The sequence below is a fragment of the Paenibacillus sp. E222 genome (assembly GCF_013401555.1).
In the GTDB taxonomy this organism is placed as follows: Bacteria; Bacillota; Bacilli; order Paenibacillales; family Paenibacillaceae; genus Paenibacillus.
This window is the reverse complement of record NZ_CP058552.1, coordinates 236,313-258,901: the sequence shown is the minus strand read 5'-3', so window position 1 is coordinate 258,901 and position 22,589 is coordinate 236,313. Positions and strand designations below refer to the sequence as shown.

The following is a 22,589-nucleotide window of genomic DNA, read 5'->3' as shown; positions in this document are numbered from 1 at the left end:
TTATATCGTTTATACTTGTAAGGCCAATTTACTTGAGGAGTTGTCTAACGAATCATGAATAAAAAAGAAGTCGCGCATATACGTAAACAGTTTAAGATGGATCATGATTTACTGAATATTTACGATATTCTCAACGTGTATATTACGAAAGAAACGAACGAGATCTATCATTGGGAGCGCCATCCGTTTGAGCTGGTGGACAGAGAGAAACAGGAACTGTACATGGGCAATTTCAAAAAATTGCTGACAGGTGAGCTAGATCAGAAATTGTTTGAGTTGAAGTTCCAGGAGCAAGCAGAAGAGCCAGCTCAGGTGATGCTGCACCAAGCACTGGTAACAGGAGATCCGGAGGAATGGCAGGACCTGATGCTCCTGCTGGTGGAAAGAATGTTGGCGGATGCCAAGTATGAACGGGATATGGTGGTCACGTTCGTTCGTGGACAGTATTATCTGCCGACTAAGGCTAGAAACGAAGCTACGGAAGAGAGCGAGAAAAACGAAGTGTTCGCACATCCATTCATTCTGTGCAGTGTGAATTCGACGGAGAAGCAGCGGAAAACGCTCTTGTTTGACTACGTGGAGAGAGAATTTAAGTACAATGTGATTGTAGATCCGGTTGTCAAATTAAGCACACCGGAGCAGGGTTTCCTGTACCCCAGCGTGACGGACAACTATTCCGATGTGAATCGTGTTCTATATTGCACAGGGAAATCCAATTTCCCGGACCCTCATTTTGTTGAAAATGTATTGAATGGAGAACGATCAGTTACAGCACTGGAAGAACGGGCGATCTTCGAAGATATCGTGAAGGAAGTGGCCGGTGAACAGCTCGACTCCGCCACCATTGCACATGTTTACGAGGAGATCAACCGGGTCATCGAAATTAACGAAGAGTCACATGAGGAAGAACCTCCGAAGCTCGATTATAAAGATCTGGAACGTGTGCTGACTGCAAGCGGTGTAGAGGACCTGACGTCGGAGAAAGTGGAACGTGCTTTTGAAACCATCGTCGACAACAAGAATTATGAAATGAAAGCAACCAGTGTTATGCCGAAGTTTACGTCCAAGTCCATTAAGATTGAAACCAAAGTTGCTACGATTTCGGTTAGCCCCCAAGACTTGAGATATGTGAAACAAGTGAATTTTCAAGGCAGACGGTGTATCATGATTGAAGTGGACGAAGATGTCGTGATTGAAGGGTTCACGCTTACGACAGAGGTACTGTAGACTCGTTTATCAATCCCTTTATTCGTGTTGAATTAATGAATAATAATCCAAGGAACGTAAGAAGACGCTCGAGACTCGCTCCCGAAGCGTCTTTAATTTGCCTATAAACTCTATCGCAGATATCCCTTCCCTACACCCACCCCGTAAACTCCAAAATGGAGGCTTTGGCAGATTGCACTTCGGACTGTGCGCCTTTGCGCCATTCTTTCGGCGATTTCCCCATAAGTTTGGAGAAGCAGCGATTGAAGCTGGAAATGGACTGAAAACCGACTTGTTCGGAGATTGAAAGAATGGAAGCGTCCGTGCTTTTTAATTGTTTGCAGGCTTCTTCAATTCGGGTGCTGTTTAGGAAATCCAGGGGTGCGGTTCCCATGATGTCATGGAATTTTCTTCGAAAATGAGTGGTGCTTAGGTGGCACAAATCAGCGAGAAAATCGATGGTGATGGGCGACATATAGTTTTTGGTGATATACTCCAGAACCGGAGAAATAACAAGATCACCTTTTAGATTATGCTGCGTTTCTTGGTCTGCCAAGGGTTCATGCCGGGAATGGGTTCGCAGGAGTTCGATATAAAGGGATAGCAATAAGCCATAGGCACTTTCCTGATATAAAGGATTTTTCTGCTTTAATTCCTCTACAACGGATGTCGCAAGGGTATAAATCTTCGGATGTTCCTTCCTGTTTAGAATGCAGTTCAATCCCTTAATGGTCCTCAAATTGGGCTCGAAATTACTGTAGGCACTGCTCTTAAACGATTGTTGAAAGAGGTCCTCGGGCGAGAAAAAGAGATAAGACCATAAGCTGGCTTCATTGGGTGAACTATACGTTGTATGAGGAAGATATCTGGGGATAAAGGTCACGTCACCGGCTTTAAAAGGTACCGATTCACCTTTGATCTCCATCATGCCGCTATCCGAATGGCAAATACCAATCTCCAGATGGTTGTGGAAATGAAGATGTTCACTTTTGATATCGGAGATTTTCCAACGTTCACCGCTTAACAGCAGAATTGGAAAATGGATCGGCAAGCTATAGTGGCGGTATTCAATAATGGGCTGCTTTTTTCTGGGCACATTCGATAACTCCCATTCATAAATGATTGAAATTGCGCAGTTTTGTTGCGAATATGCTTAGATTGACACTATTTTACTGCGTACAATGGAATAAGTAAAGCGTTTTCAAACTATGGACGGGCAGCTCTCAAGCACATTTGGGGGCGTGTGCGCTACGAGAGGGGAACCACCGATGCTTCAAGTGAAATATGACAGGGAAGAAATTTTAAACGTTATGGATAACGTTACGAAAAAAACACTGGCGATGGATTTGACGTGGGATTGGCCTTGCGGTGTGGCATATTATGGTGTATCCAGAGCTTATCAAACGACAGGAAATCAAGAGTATTTGGACAGGCTTGTCCAATGGGCGGATGAATATATCGAGCTGGGCTTGCCGGACTGGACCGTAAATACATGTGCCATGGGCCATATGCTGATTACTTTATATGAAGAAACAGGGAACCAAAAATACTGGGATATTGTAATGAGCAAGGTGGATTATCTACAAAATCATGCGCTTCGATTCGGAGATAACGTGCTTCAGCATACAGTATCCATTGCCAATGATTTTCCCGAGCAGGCATGGGCGGATACCTTGTTTATGGCGGCATTTTTCCTGCTCCGTGTAGGAAGCAAATTAAAGGATCAGGACATGATCCAGGATGCTCTGAATCAATATTACTGGCATATCAAATACCTGCAAGATCCGAGCAGCGGCCTCTGGTACCACGGCTACAATAACGTTAACAAGGACCACATGTCCGGATTATATTGGGGAAGAGCGAACGCTTGGGGCGCTTACACCATGTCGCAAGTAAAACCACAGTTGAAGGACTGGTATCTATATCCACAGTGCATGGACGTGGAGTGCTCACTGCGGGATCAACTGGCAGCTCTGAAGCTCGTGCAGACAGAGAATGGCTTGTGGCGGACAGTTCTGGATGACGAGCAGTCGTATGAAGAAGTGTCGGCTTCCGCTGGTATTGCAGCAGCCATGATCAATAACGGTAATCCGCTGCATACCAAATACGTTCAAAAGGCATTGGAAGGTATCCTAAACAACATTAGCGAAGACGGGCGTGTACTAGGTGTATCGGGTGGTACAGCGGTGATGAAGGATCGGGAAGGATATCGCAATATTCCAAAAGACTGGATTCAGGGCTGGGGTCAGGGCCTGGCGCTCGCTTTCCTGTCCGACATGTTGAAATAGGGAGGGAACCAAGTTGTCCAAACCAATCAAAGGCTCCTTTACACTACCCGGCGAATCCGGTTATGAGGCACTGACTTTGGAACTTGCCGAACGGTGGGGTGCCGATGTCATTCGTGACAGTGATGGCACACAATTATCCGATGAGATTATTAATGCGGGATATGGCATTTATTCGACTATCTGTATTATCCGGGATCATAATGAGTGGGCATCCCAAAATCGAGATAAGCTCCAGCAATGTTTTCTTATTACGAATCCGAAGGTAGCTGTACAAGATTATGTATCGTTCTATCTGATGGAGGATTTTTTTGCTGAGCAATTCAAGGTGAATGATTCCAAAGAAGCGTTTAAGTATTGGCAGGTCTTTGACCGGACAACCGGGGAGGAAGTGCCAAGAGGACAGTGGAATTATGAGAGGGAATCCGGCCATGTGGTCATTACTGGCATCGTTCCTTGGCATAAATACACGGTAAGCTTCATGGCCTATCGGATCTGGGAAGAGATTTCGATGTACAATCACACCACGAACCACTGGGACAAAGAGCATTTGATGCAAATTGATCCGATCTATTCAGAAACGCAGACATATCTGCTGGATTGGATGGAGGACTGGTGTCAGCAGCATCAGGAAACAACGGTGGTTCGTTTTACCTCATTGTTTTATAATTTCGCCTGGATCTGGGGCAGCAACGAGCGTAATCGCCATCTCTTCTCGGATTGGGGCTCATACGATTTCACGGTAAGTTCGAGAGCGTTGGATCTGTTTGCTCAAAAATATGGGTATTCACTCTCGGCTGAGGATTTTGTGAATGGCGGCAAATATCGGGTCACTCATATGCCTGCGGATCAGCGCAAGCTGGACTGGATGGCATTTATCAATGATTTTGTGATCGAATTTGGGAAGAAGTTAATTGATATCGTGCATAACCACGGCAAGCTGGCGTATGTCTTCTATGATGACAGCTGGGTTGGCATGGAGCCTTACAATGACCGCTTTCAGGAGTTTGGATTCGATGGGATGATTAAATGTGTGTTCTCCGGTTATGAGGCAAGGATGTGTTCAGGTGTTAACGTGGATACCCATGAGATTCGTCTGCATCCCTACTTGTTTCCGGTGGGTTTAGGCGGACTTCCTACCTTTAAGGAGGGCGGAGACCCCACGCTGGATGCCAAAAAGTATTGGATCAATATTAGACGCGCTTTGCTCAGAGAGCCGATTGACCGGATTGGATTGGGTGGATATCTGCATCTGGTTGAGCCTTACCCGGACTTTTGCGATTATATCGAGAAGATTGCGGACGAGTTCAGGGAAATAAAAGAGCTGCATCATGCAGGCAAGCCCTATCAGATTAAGACGAGGGTAGCGGTTCTGCATAGCTGGGGCAAACTAAGATCGTGGACGTTGTCCGGCCATTTCCATGAAACGGTTATACATGACTTGATTCATGTTAATGAAGCCTTGTCGGGCTTACCGGTTGAAGTGCAGTTCATTGATTTTGAAGATATCCGTCAGGGCGTACTGCAGCATATAGATGTCGTGATCAATGCCGGCTCTGCCGGTTCAGCCTGGAGCGGCGGAGAACATTGGAATGACCTCAAGTGTGTGGACCTGCTAACCGAATGGGTGTATGAAGGCGGTACCTTTATTGGCATCAACCAGCCATCGGCGGTAGAAGGGTACGACAGCTTTTTCAGGATGGCACATGTTCTTGGGGTGGATGAGGATACTGGCGCCAGGGTGGTTCATGGAAAATGGACATATGAGACTCGCGATGAGCATGGTTTGTTGCCGGAAGAGGCAAGAATAACGCCGAAACATAACGTATATCTAACCGATGGAACAGCTGCTGTGGTGGATGAAGCGAATGGTATGATCACATTGTCTGCACATGATTTTGGTAAAGGAAAAGGAATCTATCTGCCTTCATTCGAATTCAGTTGGGAGAACACAAGGCTGCTGCTGAATCTGATTCGTTTTGCGGGGCAGGAGTCCCATGATTCGAAGTACATCACGGATAACTTATTTACAGAGTGTACTTATTATCCGGAGAGTAAAATATTGGTCGTCATTAATAATAGTGATCAGGTTCAAACGACGACGATTGATACCGAGTATGGAAAACAAACTTTGGAATTAGATCCGTATGACACCAAGATTACCCACATTGGCTTGATAAAATCGGTATAGCAACGTAAAAAGCAAGCAATAAGAAGTTCGGGATTAATTCCTGAAGCGTCTTATTTGGCATGCTGTAATTCACAGCCGATCCCTTAAATATGGACCGGCTATGGTAGTAATCAGAATCTAAATGATGTTCTTTATAACTAATCCTCCAGTCAATCCCCTTATTGCAGCTGCCAGAGGGTTGGTGTTGCCGAAGGGATCCAATCCACTTGAGACGTGTGTGTAAGGAGGCATTTGTACGTCAGGTTATTGTAGCTCACGATTGTGCCCACTGTGTATTGCGTATTGGCTGCCCATGCAGGTGCAGTAGCAGCTGCGGCTGTTTTACCGCTGACTGTGCTAGCCGCAGATTGGTTGCCTGCTGCATCAACAGCATAAACCGAGAAGTTGTAGGTTGTGTTCGCTTCAAGATTGGTTACCGTATAAGACGTTGCCGTCCCGGATGTCGTTGTAACCAAAGTAGAGCCGTTATAAATTTTGTACCCTGTCACTCCTACATTATCCGTGGATGCCGTCCACATCAGTTGAATGCTGGAGGCGGTTGGTGTTCCCATCACATGCAGCCCGCCTGGAGATGTGGGTGCGGTAGTGTCGTTTGCAGGAGGTGCAGTTGTGGTAACGCTTACACTATTACTGGCTGCAGATTCATTGCCTGCTGCGTCGACTGCTTTGACCGTAAAGGTATAAGCCGTGCTTGCTGTAAGCCCTGTTACGGTATAGCTTGTAGTTGTGCCGGATACATTGCCTATTAAGGTAGTCCCGTTGTAAATTTTATATCCCGTTACGCCTACATTATCTGACGAAGCCTTCCACGATAAGGATGTACTGGTCGCAGCAGTTGCAGTTGCTACAAGTGAAGTTGGAGGTGTCGGTGCCACATGATCAACCGGGTTCGTCCCGGAGAAGTTTACGTCGATGACGTTATAGAAGGCGTTGGGAGTATCCGCAACCTCCCAGACTGCTAGAATGACATGATAACCGCTGCGTTCGGGAACGTTGCATGAGTTGGTGTAGCTAAATGGTGGTTGGCTTCCATTATAGGGAACTGAACAGAACGGTGTCAGGTCAAACGAATCACGGGATAGAGGTGCATTCGGATTCCAGTTCGTTTTCGTAATATAATATTTCCAGCTTGCCGTTGAATGGTTCGCTGTCAGCTTCCAAGTAAACGTATTACTGCCACTAGACATATTCACTTTTGACCAACGTGTAGCGGATTGCTCATCGAGCTTAGGGAAGACGCCATTAGCGCTTGCAATATGGCCATCCGTAGGTCCTGCAGCAGGGAAGCCCTTAGGCGCTTCAAGGCTTTGGGGTTCATAGACGATACTGCCGCAATCTTGATTGACTCCCGAAGCACACAGTGCAGCTCGGCTCGCTGGCCCTTCTACGTAACCATGGGACAACGCCTTTGGACTGTTGAACAGCATGCTTACCGTTGTAAGCACCAGCAGACAGCAAATCAATACTAGCTTGGAAGACGGTACAATGAATCTGAACATTCGATAGCCTCCTGTATCATTTTTTTATATAAACTCAAGGAAGAGCTTATATCGTAATTAAGGAAGTGCTATACCATATATGGATATTGTTTAACAAAGAAATCGATATACGGGAATTTCTAAAGTTATTGTAAAGGACGCACATTTGCCGAACAAGGATAAATTTGATAGATCATCCAGTTATTCAAGAGTTAGGCAGGTACACAAAAAGGCCTTTGTCGGAGAGATCATCTCTCCACAAAAGCCTGAACAGGGTAAAGAACAACGTGATTCATTTTAGAATAAACAAAGGTATTATGGTCAATGCCCTGGTCGGTAAGCCGTTTGTCGAGCTTCATGTTTGGTAAATAAACCTTCATGGGTTCCGATGAAGTATACTTAAGATCAAGGCTCGAAAGTGATTAGTGCGCATAAAAGAGGCGAAATAAATTCTGCTAAACATTCGCCCCCCCTTAAATATATATTCTGGAAAATAAATTAAAAATATACTATGTTATAGATTAATAGATGAAGGGATCATTTATCTGCAACTATTGCGGCTATAGTGATAATTATATCAAACAGAAGGAGCATACATATGTTCAATCAACCGACTGCTTTACGTTCAGTGCTCAATCCTAAATATCTGGAGCTTGTATTGAGTGATCAATACGACATCGGATCGTGGGAAGAATGTTTATTTTGGCTGAGAGGGTTAAATGATACTTACCGGGTAACTACATCTACTGGCATGTATATTCTGCGAGTCTACCGTACTGAAATTACGGAGGCTGATGTTCAGTACGAACTCTCCCTGTTATCTCAATTAAAGGGCATTCTAGGTTCATCTGTACATACCGATATTGGAGAATACATCGAGAAGAAAGATCATACTGGATATACGGTGTTGGAGGCCGCGGAAGGCAAGCGGGTTGCTGTAATGTTTCGGTATATTGAGGGTATGGAGAACAACCTTGAAGATGAACAGTCTTGTTACGCTTTTGGTCAGTCTGCGGCTGAGCTGCATAAAGCGATGGACCAAGTCGTATTGGAGCAGCCGCGATATGAGTTGGATACGAAGTTTCTCATTGACGAGCCTCTGGAACGAATCATCAACTACATCGGTGAAAAAAATGAAGCATCATCATTCCTACATACGTTTGCTAAAGAGTTAAAAGAACGAATCAGCGTGGCATCCAAACTAGGTTTGGACAATGGGCTGTGCCATGGCGATATGCATGGGAACAATAACGCTTTTCAACAGGGGAATCAGTTCATCCATTATGACTTTGAGTGGGCGGCTAATGGTTGGCGTGCCTACGATCTGGCGCAGGTGAAGGCTCGAAAGAGACAGTCTGGTGAGCAAAAAGAAGCGTTATGGAATGCGCTCATGGCAGGATATCGTTCCGTTAGAAGCTTCTCTACCCAAGATGAACAGACCGTTGATCTCTTTATTGTTGCTCGCCGATTCTGGGTGATGGGTCTGGATGTTGCTTTTATTGAGAGTGATATGGGTGCGCTGGATTATGGTTCGGATTGGCTGGATAGTTTTGTGGAAGAGTTTCGTGACACAGGAATTGTTCAGTATTGATGACTTACAGCAATGATGTACTCCAATAAAGAGGGCCTTCTGGATGTTTCCAGAGGGCCTGTTTTATTTTATAAGATGCATTTCATAACCTTTACTTAGTTCGATGAAGTCGAAGCTACGACGGCAGCCGATGTTGCAGCAGCGGCCATGGCGGCCTGCTGGGCAATGATAATGTTGGTGATGCTAGTGGAGACCGTCGTGGTCAGGACGCCGTTTCGAAGATCCTCCACATATTGCACGGCCACCAGCGAGGACGAGAGCAGCAGCAACTCCTGTTTGTTGATTGACCAGGCACCAAAGCCCTTCTGTGTACGCAACCACTCATACGTTTCCTCAACTTGTTCTACCAGCGTATCTCTGTCAGCGGGCAGTAGAGAGAGGATCCCCAGAGCCGGCAGGGTGTACATTTTGTCTAATCGTATTCCCCGTCTGCGGAATGCCTCATTTAACGCTATCACATGAGTGCCCGCCTCCGGATTATCATCGCCTAGGACCAGCACCTGTGTTAATGCCTGCACACTATTGCCTGGTGAGAACTCAGGTTTTAATTCTGCATAGAGCTGCTCCATACGAGTCACACCGGATTCCACGTCGAGATCGGAAAGGGCCAGCATGGCAGCGAAAATATAGTCGTCCTGTCCGGTAAGAAAGCGGTGTTGGGCTTTCATGTGATCATAAAATGCTTTGGCTCGTTCGACCATATGCTCGAATTGGTCAGGCGCCGCGTGAGCTGCAATCTGATAGGCGGCAATAACCAGAAAATCGGACGTACGAAATTTCATTTTTTTCATCAGATCATAGATAAGGAGGGTGTCATCCAGTTTCTTTTCCTGATCTGTTGTAAGCGAGAGCAAGGTGGCAACGCTGATCGCCGAATTTCCCCTGAAGGCCGAGAAGAGATTGGTATTTTGCTTAATCAATTCATGACTATTACGGATGGCCTCCCCATCGGCTTGTTTATTTTCCGCTGCATAGAGTAGGGCTGCCAGACGGTGCATCATCACATTTTGCCACTTGAATGATTTCTTGATGATCTGAGTGTTGGTGACGAATAATTCGACTCGTGCAGCATGTTGCTCTTGCATAAGCAGACCTCCCGAATGATTGGACTTTTCTGAAATTACAATAATAAAGCTAACAAATGGATGGCCCCAATAATCCCCATGGGGTAAATGAATGATCTGGAAAATGAATTCTTAAATTCATTACGAGGGTGTTTTTCGAAAAATAGGTGTAGTACCGCATGAATGATGAAAAATATATCGAGCACCCAGAACGTAATCGTTTGATATGAGCTGAAAAGCAGTGCGAGTATGACGGTGTAGAGTGGTAGGTGAACACATGTGAAGTATTTATAGGCTTTTTCATCTTCCATATCTTTCAGCACGATAAACAATTTCCACTCAGATCGTCTAATGGCGTCCATTTCGTGCAGTAGAAATAAAGATAAATTAAACAAAAATAAGACTAGTAAAAAGTCAGGCATACCCCTTCTCCCTTTCTAAACAACCTTCCCCTATGTTACTAAACCCAATTCTATTTGGCAAAATATGAAAAAAATATTCACGCTCCGTTCATACGTTCCTGATATGCTCTCGAAAGAAAGCCGAGGAACAGCGATCAAACAAAATATGCGGAGTGGTGGAGGTTGGTTATGTCATCATCGATAAGGAAAATGGTTTGCAAAATGATGTTACTGGTATTGTTGGGTACTACGCTAGGGGCAACTTGGTTAGGGATTAAAGCTCCCTTATCAGCAGAGGCTTATTCCTCCGGATTGGGTTCTGGTACACAAGAGAAGAGAGTCGCTGTTAATCTGGATGACAAAGACCAGCTAGCAGCTTTCATTGATGGGATTATGGATGTGCAAATGGGTTCTTTACAGATTCCGGGCGCAGTCATTTCAATTGTGAAGGATGGAAAGGTTCTGCTCTCCAAAGGGTACGGACATTCGAACATCAAAGAAAATAAACCCGTTGATCCCGAGACCAGCCTGTTTCGGATTGCGTCGACCACAAAGCTGTTTACATGGACCGCTGTGATGCAGCTGGTTGAGGCGGGAAAGCTTGATCTGGACACTGACGTGAACACCTATCTGAAAACGGTGAAAATACCACCAACCTATGCGGAACCAATTACGCTACGTCATCTCTTGACCCATACGGCAGGCTTTGAAGAAGGTGGTGTCGGATATCAGATTACCACTGATCTAGAGAAGCTCCCCGTCTCCATTGAAGAAACAATGGCAAACCATATGCCAGCGAGGGTCATGCCGCCAGGCGCGATGCTGGCCTATTCCAACTATGGGGCCTCACTCGCGGGACTTATCGTCGAAGAAGTTAGCGGCATTGCTTATAATGATTATATACAGAACAATATATTTGATCCGCTGAGCATGAAGTATGCTACGGTGGAGGAGCCTGTTCCGGCATCGTTGAAGCCTTATGCCGTACTTGGATATGCCCGAGCCAATGGCGAGTATGTAACCAAGCCCCCTACGTTTGAAGGTGGCTTCCGACCAGCAGGATCAGGCAGTGTCTCGGCGAATGATATGGCTCATTTCATGATTGCCCATCTACAGGACGGGCGATATGAGGATAAGCAAATTCTCAAGCCGGAAACCGCCAGGCTCATGCATTCCCCGGCATTCCAGTTTGACGAACGTTTACCCGCCATGGACTTGGGCTTTTATGAGCTGAATATGAATGGACTGCGTGTGATCTCTCATGGAGGTGCCGACGAGCTGTTTAATACAGCGCTCTATCTTGTACCAGACCAACAAGTCGGCATATTTGTTTCCTATAGTGGAGGTGACGGTGGAACGGCAGCAGGAGGATTGGCGCAAGCCTTCTTTGATCGTTACTATCCTGCCCATATGACGAAGCAGCCTGCTGCAACCTCTATTGAACTGGGGGAGCCTTTGGAGAAATATGCAGGTTCCTATCAATTTACACGTCGTAATCACACGAAGATCGATACGTTTTTCAGTTTTCTGACTCAGATCAATATTGAAGTTTCAGATAATCGGTTGTCAATTGGAAGTGGTGCAGATCAGCAAGTATACACTCCGATTGGAGTGAATCTATTCCAAGAAGTCGGCGGGAAGCATCAGATGGGATTCCGTACGGATACAGAGGGCAAGGTCACGTATCTGTTTCTGGATATGCTCAACCCCATGCCACTGGAGCCAACCCCGTTAATCAATCAATCGAAGTTTTGGCTTCCGCTGCTCGGTATAACTGCCGTTCTGTTCATTACCGTACTACTGGGAGCTGTTTATCGCAGACGCCAAATCAAAGCGATGCCAAGGGCGCAGAAATGGGCAGTCCAGCTGACGGTAGTTACGTCCGTGTGGTCATTGGTGACCTTGGGAGCCACACTTTTGGTGATGAACATCGATCTGATCGATCGACTCAGTCATATTCCACTATCTCTACGTCTTTATCTGTTCATGCCTCTGATTCTTGTGGGATGGAGTGTGGCAATCGTAACGATGAACGTTCTGGCATGGAAAAACAAATATTGGACGTTACCTAAGCGTGTGTACTATACGTTCGTAACTCTAGCAGCAGTAACCTTATGTTTATTTTTCTATCATTGGAATCTGTTGGGCTGGCATTTTGGATGAACCCTTCACCCAGGTGGAAGAGGATAAGAAATCTATTGGAGGCATGCATTTCATATGACCCAAATCCTTGTCGTGGACGACGATGTGCATATTCGTGAGCTGATAACCTTGTTTTTGCGGAATGAGGGATTTGAGATCGTGGTGGCTAAAGACGGTGCAGAAGCATTGGATATTGTTGAGAAATCCCCAATTGATCTGGTTATTCTCGATATTATGATGCCAAAATTGGATGGATGGGAGCTATGCCGGGAGATTCGGCGCATGAATCTGAATATGCCGCTCTTGATGGTTACGGTCAAAGGGGAATCGGCTCAGAAAGTAAAGGGATTCCAGCTTGGAACAGATGATTATCTGACGAAGCCCTTTGACCCGCTGGAGCTTGTGATGAGAGTGAAAGCATTGCTGAAACGGTATCTGATTGTCTCTTCCCAAACGATTCAATTGGGGGGCATTACATTGAACCGCCGCAGCTTTCAAGTGATTCGAGGGGAGGAGACGCTCAATCTGCCTTTAAAGGAGTTCGAATTGCTGTTCATGCTGGCGAATCAGCCTGGGCAGATTTTTACCCGGGAACAGTTAATTACGAAAATCTGGGGGAGCGACTATGAAGGGGATGACCGGACGGTTGACGTTCACATTAAGCGATTAAGGGAAAAATTCGCTGGTGATGCACACCATTTTCAGATTGAAACGGCCCGCAGTCTGGGCTACCGGTTAGTGATCACATGATCAAGACCTTATACGTTCGCATCATTTTCACATTTCTGGTTGTCATTATTTTCAGCCTGCTGTCGTCTTTCCTCATAGGGATCTTTCTATTCAAAAAAGAAGTAAACCATCTCGGTCAGAATGACATGATTGCAGCAGGTGAGGAAATGATACGTCTCTATGAACAAACACACCCGGAGGACCGGGAGGCATTCATTAAAAGTATGGTGAAGATATCCACCTATCTCATTCACTTATATGACGTTTCCGGCAACGTAACCTACTATGATCTGGACAATACAGATACCGTTCAAATTGCACCCGAGGTGGTTCAAATGGTATTACAGGGCCAGGTCTATCGTTCTCCGGCTGAAGTGGATCAGACCTTTATCGGTCTTCCTTTCCCATTCCAAGGGGAGCCGCAAGCTGTGTTTATGCAATTTTCACCGCAGAACGAAAATATCATTAATCGGATGGTCTTTCTGATATTATTACTCGCACTGTTTATCGGAAGCCTATGTATTTTTATTGCTGCAAGGTACTTGGTGAGACCGATTCAGGTATTGACTCGTGCAACCAAGCAGCTGGCAAAGGGTGATTTTGACGTGGAAATCCAAACGAAACGTGTGGACGAAATGGGAGCTTTGACACACAGTTTTAATGAGATGGCGAGTGAGCTCAAACAGTTGGAACAGATGAGACAGGATTTTGTTTCCAATGTATCTCATGAGATTCAAACCCCGCTGACCTCTATTTCCGGATTTGCCATGGCGATGAAAAATAGTAGTCTAGTAGCTGAGGCTGATCGTAATTATTATCTGGATATCATTATAACGGAGAGTGGGCGGCTATCCAGACTTAGCGATAATCTGCTGGAGCTTGCATCTCTGGACTCCGATCATCATCCGTTCGAGGCGGCTACCTATAATCTTGATGAGCAAATCCGGCAAATTATCGTTACTTGCGAGCCGCAGTGGTCCACCAAAAATATTCAGGTTCATCTGGAGTTGGCAGAACCGATTCAAGTTACAGCAGATCGGGATCAGCTCAATCAGGTTTGGATGAATCTGCTGGGGAACAGCATCAAGTTTACGCCAGCAGGTGGGCATATTCATATACGGACGCATCAGGTAGAGAACAAAATTCTCATCACGATAACGGATACGGGCATTGGAATAGCGCCAGAGCAGCTGGATTATGTGTTTGATCGGTTTTATAAAACAGATCTGTCGCGAAATCGCAGCATCAGCGGTAACGGTCTGGGCCTTGCGATCGTCAAAAAAATTGTAATGATCCATCACGGAACGGTTGAAATTCAAAGCCAGGAGGGTGAGGGTACGACGGTGCTGGTTCATCTGCCTTTAGCATAGTCACTTCAAACGCGCCACGGTTGGCGTGTTTTTTTATTTTTGCTGAAGCTTTAGATCAAACAACAAAGCAGTCAGCTGGCTCCACCTTCGAAAAAGAGAAACTCTTTTACCCACAGTTTATACATCCCGCATAGTAGATTGCTAACGTGATGAAAAGGGGTGATAAGGATGAGAACAACCGAAAGAGCATACCCTGCTGACAACCAGCCTGTACTCACGAGCCATACCCTTGGATGGGATCATCTGCAGGTGTCCCGGTGGCCGAGTCCTCAGCATGCTGCCGGGTGGCTTACCGGAACGAAGCATCAGATTGCCATACATTGTTCGGCTTACTATGAGAACTATTACACCATTCATATCCTGCCTGCCGGAGAACCCGTTCTCTGTTCCTGGGGAAAGGCCTCCCTGTATTTCCTGCAGATCGAAATCCCGCCTTCCTATCTGGAGCACATCGCACGTGAATCGGGACTGCTAAAGGAAGGGTATATTCAGTTGGAAATGAAGTATTATGTCAAGGACCCCAAGCTGCTGCAATTAGGACTCTGGTTGCTTGAAGAGCTGCAGAATGGCGGCAGACAAGGAAAGATATATAGTGATTCACTCTCCAATATGCTCATCCTGCATCTCCTGAACCATTATTCTCAGGTATGCACGAACAGCACTCCCTCCAGAATGACGGCCAATCAGGAAATTTATCAGTCCATAGAATATATGAAGGAAAATTTGGAGGCGGAGCTCTCCATTCAGGAGCTGGCAGACAAGGCTGCCCTGAGCCTGTCCCATTATATTCGGCTGTTCAAACAGCAGACGGGGCATACACCGCATCATTATCTGATTCGCCTGCGGATTGAACATTCCAAGCTGCTGATCAGCAAGGGAGAGTACGGGCTGAAGGAAATTGCCGACCGTGCCGGTTTCTCTGATCAGGGTCACTTCACAAGAATGTTCAAGCGGATTGCTGGAACGACGCCCAAACAGTATATGAACGAGGTTTCTTCGAACCGGATCATTCTAAAATGATTGTTTTGTTCAATAAAAACCGCATTTTGTCCAACAGACGTCCTTATCCTGAAAGCTACAATTAGTTTAAGCCGATCGGGAAGTGAATCCCGCTGGCTAAAATGGAGGTCACTGCTTCTATAATGGACGATCCATTATTTGGAGCAGACCCACAATTCAGGAGGCGTTAATATCATGAAACTGAGAAGAGTGTCAGGCTGGGTCTGTGCGGGAGTGTTAATTGCAGGTTCTCTTACATCAGGAGCATGGGCGGTGCCCGTATCGGCCGAAGCTGCGGAAAATGCGGTATATGCTGCACAGGCGGCTGAATCCTGGCATGAGGTGTCCAAGCAAACCTTTTGGCTGACGGATGCCTTTGAGCGTGGACAAGGCGTCACAACAGATGGAAACTCATGGATTTTTAACTCCCAGCTTGGTTTATTAAAGACGGCACTGGACGGTAAGACGGTTCAGAAACGAAATGCGGTAGCGATCCCGGCTGAGATAGCAGTGCAGGGCGGTGACCACATTGGTGACATTTCCTATTACAACGGGTTGATTTATGCTCCTATTGAAGACAGCAAGAAATACGAGCATCCCTACATTGCCGTCTATAATGCCTCCACACTTCAATATACCGGAACCTCCTATGCGCTTCCGCTGAACCTTCATCCCGGTGGTGTGCCATGGGTAGCCGTAGATGCCGATCGCGGTCAGGTCTATACGGCCCAGTGGAACAATGCCCCGGTGCTGAATGTGTTTCGACTCAGTGACATGTCCTTAATCAAAACCGTACCGCTTAGTCAAACGATTGATCGCATTCAAGGCGCAGAGATGTATAATGGTGCGCTTTATGCTTCCTCCGATAATAATTCCAAGAAATCCGTCTACCGGATTGATCCGGATACCGGAGCTGTCACGCTGGCCTTTGACCGGAACCTCGGAAGTAGTAATGAAGCACAAGGCATCACTGTACTTCCAACAGCCGAAGGTGCTGTCCTGCATATCCTTGATGTAGACTCCAACCGTGTAAGCATGAATTTCAGACATTATGCATTTTAAACAGAGCCAATTGGAACGCTCGGCACATATGAGGGGAGAAAACAAATGCTGAAGCAGGGGAAAATGGCGCTGATTGCGCTGGGGTTAACGTTAATGCTGGTCGGGTGCAGTCAGGGAGGGGGGAATGCAGCTGATACCAAGGCGGGTACAGGTACAACGGCTTCAACAGCTAATCCAAACACCGCTTTGGATCAGACTCCCAAGGAGCCGGTTGAAATTTCATTCTATTACCCGGTGAACGTAGGCGGGCCGCTTACAAAGGTTATTGACGGGATGAGTGCATCTTTTATGGAGAAATTCCCGGATATTAAGGTTAAACCGGTCTATACCGGAAACTACGGAGATAATACGATCAAAATTCAGGCAGGTGTACAGGCCAAGCAGCCGCCGGATGTGGCTGTTATGATGTCGACTGAGCTGTACAGCATGATGGACACCGACGCCATAATTCCTCTGGATGATTTTATCGCCAAGGATGCGGACTATAACAAGGATGATTTCTATCCGGCATTTGTGGAGGATACCCAAGCGGATGGACATACGTACAGTGTACCGTTCCAGCGAAGCACAATTATTTTGTATTACAACAAAGAGATGTTCAAAGCTGCTGGTCTGGACCCGAACAAGCCGCCAACAAACTGGGATGAGCTGGTGGAATATGCCGGGAAGCTGAATCGTGATGGACATACAGGGATGGAGATTCCGGGGAATGATGATTCCTACTGGATGTTCCAGATGCTAGCCCGCCAAAATGCGAGCGATCCCAAGCAAAGCATTATGGGGGACGACGGCAGAAAGGCCAATTTTAATACGCCGGAGAACGTCGAAGCTCTGCAATTCTGGCTTGATTTGTCCCGTAAGTACAAGGTAATGCCGGAAGGGGTTATTGATTGGGCGGCTACGCCAACCGATTTTATTGAAGGCAAAACGGCTATGATGATGCACACCAGCGGCAACTTGACGAACGTAAAAACCAACGCCAAATTCGACTTTGGTGTAGCCTTCGCACCAGCCAATAAGCAATACGGATCGCCTACGGGCGGGGGAAACCTGTACATTTTCAAAGATACCACACCGGAGAAACAGGCGGCGGCTTGGGAATTCGCCAAGTATATGACTGCTCCGGAACAGGCCGCACTGTTCAGTTCTTCATCCGGTTATGTCGGGGTTCGCAAATCCGCCTACGATACGGAAGCCATGAAGGCGTACACCGATGAATTTCCGCAGGCACTCGTGGCCCGCGACCAGCTGCAGTATGCATTCAGGGAGTTATCCACGCATAATCACGGCAAGGTGTCCTCCGCACTGACCAACCAGATTCAATCCGCGCTGGCTGGCAAAATCGATGCCGCCGGTGCACTGAAGGCCGCACAAGAAGAAGCGGATCGTGTGCTCGCTCCTTTTAACAAATAAAACTGCTGAATTAGAACCTTCCTCAGTTATGATCCTGGCGGGAAGCCAAGACAGTGCTTCCCGCCGATATTTCTTTTCACGGAGTTGCAGGGATGTAAGGCGCAGATAGTACAAGGAGGAGAATCGGGCATGAATACCCGCTGGAACGAAAAGCTTAGGCGGAACGGGTTTGGGTGGGGACTTGTGTTACCATCCCTTCTGTTTCTTGGCATGTTCACCTATTATCCGATGCTTAAATCGGCATGGCTCAGTCTGTTTGAGCAGAATTTGGCCGTACGCACGCCCGTATTCGTAGGAATGGACAACTATAAGGCATTGCTGCATGATCCTGTTTTTATTGAAGTGTTCCGAAATAACATCTGGTTTGCCGTCGGTACGGTTCCCGTCTCGATGGCGCTGGCCTTTGTAATGGCGTTGTTCGCAGATAAAGCGATCCGGGGCAAAGGTCTGGTCCGTATTGCTTTTTTCTACCCGAATATGATTCCAATGATCGCCGCTGCGAGCATTTGGCTGTTTCTTTATATGCCTCAGTTTGGTTTGTTTGCCCGGTTTGCTTCCTGGTTCACAGGAAGCGAGGTTAATCTGCTTGGCAATCCGGATACGGTGCTTGGCTCGCTGATTGTGATGACTGTCTGGAAGGAAGCCGGATATTTCATGATCTTTTATCTGGCTGGCTTGCAGCAAATTCCGAAAGATCTTTACGAGTCGGCCTCGGTAGACGGGATCGGCGTGTGGACGCAGCAGCTGCGGATCACCATACCATTGACGATGCCCACAACGCTGTTTGTCACCGTCGTCGCGATTACGAATGCCTTCAAATGGGTGGATCATCTGTGGATGATGACCAAGGGAGGGCCGGATCATGCCAGCAGCCTGCTTCTATATTATATCTATGAGACAACTTTTAGTTTCAATGACCAGGGGATGGCGGCGGCTATGACCGTGGTGATGATCGTTCTGCTTCTTGTAATATCCTGCTTCCAGTTTGCGGGATGGGAACGCCAAATTCATTACCAGTAGAAGGTGGAAGGTGAAAGGGGATAGGAATCATGAAAAATGCTGCCGAGCTGTCCTTGTCCGCTACATTGCGGCCAGAAAAGGCCAAGCAGTCGCTGAACGGGAAGTTTCGATCCGCAAGGCGCCGCCGGATGGCCGGACAAGCGTTGTGGCATGCAATTATGCTGTTGTTTGCTGCCGCTTGGCTGATTCCGCTATTGTGGATGCTGCGCAATGCCTTTCTTCCAAAGGATGCATCCATTGGTGCAGGTTGGTCCTGGAATTTTACGCTGGATAATTTCAGTCGGGTGTGGCAGGGGGCACCATTCGGACAATACATGTGGAATACGCTACTTGTAACCTCAGGAATATTTGCAGTTCAGATTGTTACATTAACCCTGGCCGCATATGCGTTTGCCCGCGTTGCTTTTGTTGGGCGCCATATTGTCTTTATGCTCTTTCTCGTCCAGATTATGGTCCCATCGGATGTACTCATTTTCTCTAACTACCAAATCATTAACGAGTTGGGACTGCTGGATACAAAGATCGGTATTATGCTGCCTTATTTTGCTTCTGCGTTTGGCGTGTTCCTCTTAAGGCAGGCCTTTAAACAGCTTCCTTACGAACTGGATGAGGCTGCGCGTGTAGAGGGCTGTTCTTCGCTCGGCATTTTGCTGCGTATTTATATACCGCTGTCGAAGCCCGTCTATCTTTCTTTTGCGATCGTTTCCATCAGCTTTCATTGGAATGATTTTCTTTGGCCCCTTATTGTGACGAATTCCCCGGAAAATCGTCTGCTCACTGTAGGGCTAGCGATGTTTGCCAAATCAACCGAAGCAGGTGCACAGTGGACGGATGTCAGCGCAGCAACCCTGATTGTAACGGCGCCGATGCTGATTGGCTTTATGTTGTTCCAACGGCAGTTTATCAGCAGCTTTATGCATTCGGGCATCAAAGGATAAGGGAGATTATGATAATGAGACTGATTGTAATGGGCGATTTGCACTATTCTAGCGAGCTGATAGAGGCGGATGATCCGATGATTGAGGCCAGGGAGGCTTTCTATACCGGTTATCTGTCGGAGTTTTTGGCATTCTCCGCTGACTACCATCTGTCTATTGGTGACTTGACACATGCCGGTGAACCCTCGGAGTTCGATTTTATTATGAGTAAGGTTAAAAGTGAGCTATTGCAAGGTGAATTTTTATATGCGCTGGGTAATCATGACACGCATACCTGTTCCAAGGGCGATCTTCAGGCAATGACGGGGCAAGATCGCTATCTGGCGATTGAAGAAGAGGAGGCGGTGCTGCTGGTACTGGACACTGCGCGTGAGAATCCCGACCATTGGGGCGGTATGATCGATGAAGAGCAGCTGAACTGGCTGCGGGGACAGATGAACAGGTACGGACAGAAGCCGCTGCTCGTGTTCGCCCATCATCCGGTATACGCTACAACGGCCAGATCCACGGAGCCGATGATGTCTCTTGATGCTGCACTCGATATCTGGTCGATACTGAATGAACATCAGGGACCGGGCATTTTCTTTAACGGACATAACCATGTTCAGTCTGTCTTCCAACGTGATCATTGGCATTTTGTACAATTGGCGGCTGTACCGGATATCCCAGCGGTGCTGCTCGTAAACCTTCAGGAGCAGCAGTTGAGCATCAATACTATTTTGCTGCAGGGGACACCGTATCAGGAGCTGGCGAACATTTTTGTCAAAGGCATATATGATTATGAACCGCATCCAGATGCCAAAGGCGATGGTCATTCCACAGAACTGATTGTGTCACTATCCTCTCCGAAGAAAGGGATGACGCGATGACCCGCAAGCGAGTAAGGCTGGCTATAGTGGGAGGTAACCGGGGGGCAAGCTTTCTGAATGCCTTGCATTCTCTGGCTGACCGTATTGATCTGACGGCTACTTGTGATTTGAATGAACTGGTTCTGGAGCAGTGGAAAGGGATTTTCCCGGGGATCAGGACGTATAGCGACTATTCGGAAATGCTGCAGGACGCTTCCATTGATGCCGTCTTTGTAATTAGCCCCATGCATATGCATGCCAGGCATTCCATTGATGCACTGAACGCAGGCAAACATGTGTTAAGTGAGGTGATTGCTGTGCAGTCGCTTGAGGAAGCCTGGGAATTGGTCGAGACGGTGGAGCGCACAGGTTTGAAATATATGATGTCAGAAAACTATTGCTTCTCCAGGTCCAATCTTACGGTTAATTATATGGCGCAGCAAGGTTTATTCGGGGAGATTACCCATGTTGAGGGTGGCTATATTCATGATTTACGCCATCTGATTCATCATCCGGACGGCTCACTTACGTGGCGAGGACAGCTCCACCAGAATTATAACGGCGTCAACTATCCGACGCATTCGATTGGGCCAGCCGCGCAGTGGATCGGGCTGAATCAACCGGGAGGAGATCGGCTTAAAAGCATCTCGGCGCAAGTCTCCAAACCGAGGGCGCTGCAGAATTATTTCAGCGAGCAGTTTGGCAAGGATCATCCGGCTGCCCGTGAAGGCTACTGGAGTCAAGGGGATTCAGCCGTCGCCGCGCTGGTGACCGAGAACGGCGTTCTGATTACGCTGCGTATCGACTGGGTCTCCGTCCGGCCGCATAATAAAACTCATTATATGCTGCAGGGAACCAAGGGAGCTTACTTGTCCGCGCGTCATCCCTATGAGGAAGATCTCGTATGGCTGCAGAACCGCTCTCCGGTAAACGGAGAGGATGGCTCGGATGTATGGGAGAAAATGTCCTGTTATCAGCCCGAATATGATCATCCCAAATGGAAGCAGTGGGGGCACTTAGCGGCGGGAACGAAGCATGGCGGGGGTGATTTTCTGGTGCTGGAGGAATTCATCTCGGCGATTCAGGAAAACCGCAGCCCGCTGGTTGATGTGTATGATGCCGTGACCTGGAGCGCGGTCTTTTTCCTCTCGATGCAATCCGTGAAGCAGGGCGGGAACACGGTTCCATTTCCAGACTTTAGAGTAAAGGCAGGCTTTACAGGATGAGGGATGAACGCTCCAAGCTGGTCATGAAAAAGGATACTTTGGCAGATCTGCCGCAGCTGAACATACCGGAAGGTTACAGCTTGAGATCGTTTCAATCTGGTGATGTAACGGAGTGGGAGCATGTGATCCGAATTTCTTTTGCCAGGGAGATTGCCTTCGGCGACAAGATCGGATTTCAGCCACCGTTTTTGCCGGAGAAGATTCTGTTTCTCTGTTATCAGGGACTTGCTGTTGCCACTGCTGTAGCATGGGAGAAAGAGGACAGGGATATCAACTGTGGATATCTGCATATGGTGGGTGCTCTGCCGGGGCACTCCGGGAAAGGGCTTGGGTATACCATTGCACTGGCTGCCTTGCACCGAATGAGAGATGAGGGGAAGCAAGCGGCCCTGCTTGAGACGGATGACTTCAGGCTTCCTGCAATTGCAATCTATCTCCGATTGGGATTTGTTCCTTTATTCATGGAGGATGGGCACAGCAGCCGCTGGGAAAAGGTATTCAACCAACTGATGAGTTAACGCATCCTCATGACCGTTTTTACTCAGGGGAGCCAATGTAAATGAGAAGCGAACGCTCGGCCGATTGTTGCGCCGAGTGTTTATTTTTGCTTCAATTCCTTCATGACC

General features: G+C 47.2%; 19 protein-coding genes. 15 read left to right on the top strand and 4 right to left on the bottom strand.

Annotated elements, in window-relative coordinates; translation table 11 throughout:
- The first annotated feature begins 54 nt into the window (after nucleotides 1-54).
- Complete coding sequence (locus tag HW560_RS01110; protein WP_090904826.1) at nucleotides 55-1,227, top strand: DUF4317 domain-containing protein; 1,173 nt, start codon at nucleotides 55-57, stop codon at nucleotides 1,225-1,227.
- Nucleotides 1,228-1,357: 130 nt separating this feature from the next.
- On the opposite strand, the gene HW560_RS01105 is transcribed toward HW560_RS01110, so the two are convergent.
- Nucleotides 1,358-2,302 (bottom strand): AraC family transcriptional regulator, encoded by a 945-nt coding sequence (locus tag HW560_RS01105; RefSeq protein WP_090904825.1) that lies wholly within the window; start codon nucleotides 2,300-2,302, stop codon nucleotides 1,358-1,360.
- 172 nt (nucleotides 2,303-2,474) lie between these two features.
- Here HW560_RS01105 and HW560_RS01100 point away from each other — a divergent pair, with 172 nt between their 5' ends.
- Both HW560_RS01100 and gnpA read left to right on the top strand, forming a co-directional pair.
- Nucleotides 2,475-3,494 (top strand): glycoside hydrolase family 88/105 protein, encoded by a 1,020-nt coding sequence (locus tag HW560_RS01100; RefSeq protein ID WP_110001711.1) that lies wholly within the window; start codon nucleotides 2,475-2,477, stop codon nucleotides 3,492-3,494.
- Between the two features lie 13 nt (nucleotides 3,495-3,507).
- Entirely contained in the window at nucleotides 3,508-5,682 is a 2,175-nt protein-coding gene (gene gnpA, locus HW560_RS01095; protein ID WP_179261585.1) for a 1,3-beta-galactosyl-N-acetylhexosamine phosphorylase, read from the top strand.
- 158 nt (nucleotides 5,683-5,840) lie between these two features.
- Here the strand turns inward: gnpA and HW560_RS01090 are convergent, their stop codons facing one another.
- Nucleotides 5,841-7,181 (bottom strand): lytic polysaccharide monooxygenase, encoded by a 1,341-nt coding sequence (locus HW560_RS01090; protein WP_179261583.1) that lies wholly within the window; start codon nucleotides 7,179-7,181, stop codon nucleotides 5,841-5,843.
- A gap of 577 nt (nucleotides 7,182-7,758) precedes the next feature.
- Here HW560_RS01090 and HW560_RS01085 point away from each other — a divergent pair.
- On the top strand, nucleotides 7,759-8,751 hold the full coding sequence (locus tag HW560_RS01085) for a phosphotransferase (RefSeq protein WP_179261581.1): 993 nt from the start codon (nucleotides 7,759-7,761) through the stop codon (nucleotides 8,749-8,751).
- A gap of 95 nt (nucleotides 8,752-8,846) precedes the next feature.
- Here the strand turns inward: HW560_RS01085 and HW560_RS01080 are convergent, their stop codons facing one another.
- Together HW560_RS01080 and HW560_RS34175 are read right to left on the bottom strand one after the other, a co-directional pair.
- Nucleotides 8,847-9,836 (bottom strand): DUF4003 family protein, encoded by a 990-nt coding sequence (locus tag HW560_RS01080; protein WP_179261579.1) that lies wholly within the window; start codon nucleotides 9,834-9,836, stop codon nucleotides 8,847-8,849.
- Between the two features lie 35 nt (nucleotides 9,837-9,871).
- A complete protein-coding gene (locus HW560_RS34175) occupies nucleotides 9,872-10,237 on the bottom strand; it encodes a DUF6713 family protein (protein ID WP_090904819.1) in 366 nt (121 codons plus the stop codon).
- A 168-nt stretch (nucleotides 10,238-10,405) separates the two neighbouring features.
- Here HW560_RS34175 and HW560_RS01075 point away from each other — a divergent pair, with 168 nt between their 5' ends.
- The 11 genes from HW560_RS01075 (at nucleotide 10,406) to HW560_RS01025 (ending at nucleotide 22,481) form a co-directional block, all read left to right on the top strand.
- Entirely contained in the window at nucleotides 10,406-12,379 is a 1,974-nt protein-coding gene (locus HW560_RS01075; protein WP_090904818.1) for a serine hydrolase domain-containing protein, read from the top strand.
- A gap of 54 nt (nucleotides 12,380-12,433) precedes the next feature.
- The gene (locus HW560_RS01070; protein WP_179261577.1) at nucleotides 12,434-13,108 is read left to right on the top strand and encodes a response regulator transcription factor; all 675 of its coding nucleotides are present in this window, start codon (nucleotides 12,434-12,436) and stop codon (nucleotides 13,106-13,108) included.
- Nucleotides 13,105-14,457 carry a HAMP domain-containing sensor histidine kinase gene (locus tag HW560_RS01065; protein WP_179261575.1) on the top strand — a complete coding sequence of 451 codons (1,353 nt, stop codon included), beginning with the start codon at nucleotides 13,105-13,107 and terminating at the stop codon, nucleotides 14,455-14,457. The genes HW560_RS01070 and HW560_RS01065 overlap by 4 nt, the downstream gene beginning before the upstream one ends.
- Nucleotides 14,458-14,625: 168 nt before the next feature.
- On the top strand, nucleotides 14,626-15,477 hold the full coding sequence (locus HW560_RS01060; RefSeq protein WP_090904815.1) for a helix-turn-helix domain-containing protein: 852 nt from the start codon (nucleotides 14,626-14,628) through the stop codon (nucleotides 15,475-15,477).
- Nucleotides 15,478-15,651: 174 nt separating this feature from the next.
- Nucleotides 15,652-16,518 (top strand): DUF6923 family protein, encoded by an 867-nt coding sequence (locus HW560_RS01055; protein ID WP_090904814.1) that lies wholly within the window; start codon nucleotides 15,652-15,654, stop codon nucleotides 16,516-16,518.
- Nucleotides 16,519-16,563: 45 nt separating this feature from the next.
- Nucleotides 16,564-17,931 (top strand): ABC transporter substrate-binding protein, encoded by a 1,368-nt coding sequence (locus HW560_RS01050; protein ID WP_090904813.1) that lies wholly within the window; start codon nucleotides 16,564-16,566, stop codon nucleotides 17,929-17,931.
- A 129-nt stretch (nucleotides 17,932-18,060) separates the two neighbouring features.
- On the top strand, nucleotides 18,061-18,951 hold the full coding sequence (locus HW560_RS01045; protein WP_179261573.1) for a carbohydrate ABC transporter permease: 891 nt from the start codon (nucleotides 18,061-18,063) through the stop codon (nucleotides 18,949-18,951).
- A gap of 128 nt (nucleotides 18,952-19,079) precedes the next feature.
- Nucleotides 19,080-19,889, top strand: coding sequence for a carbohydrate ABC transporter permease (locus tag HW560_RS01040; RefSeq protein WP_256222522.1), 810 nt, complete (start codon nucleotides 19,080-19,082; stop codon nucleotides 19,887-19,889).
- Nucleotides 19,890-19,903: 14 nt separating this feature from the next.
- Nucleotides 19,904-20,758, top strand: a complete 855-nt coding sequence (locus HW560_RS01035) for a metallophosphoesterase family protein (RefSeq protein ID WP_179261571.1) — start codon at nucleotides 19,904-19,906, stop codon at nucleotides 20,756-20,758.
- The gene (locus HW560_RS01030) at nucleotides 20,755-21,963 is read left to right on the top strand and encodes a Gfo/Idh/MocA family protein (RefSeq protein WP_090904809.1); all 1,209 of its coding nucleotides are present in this window, start codon (nucleotides 20,755-20,757) and stop codon (nucleotides 21,961-21,963) included. The genes HW560_RS01035 and HW560_RS01030 overlap by 4 nt, the downstream gene beginning before the upstream one ends.
- Nucleotides 21,960-22,481, top strand: a complete 522-nt coding sequence (locus HW560_RS01025) for a GNAT family N-acetyltransferase (RefSeq protein ID WP_090904808.1) — start codon at nucleotides 21,960-21,962, stop codon at nucleotides 22,479-22,481. The genes HW560_RS01030 and HW560_RS01025 overlap by 4 nt, the downstream gene beginning before the upstream one ends.
- Nucleotides 22,482-22,589: the final 108 nt, after the last annotated feature.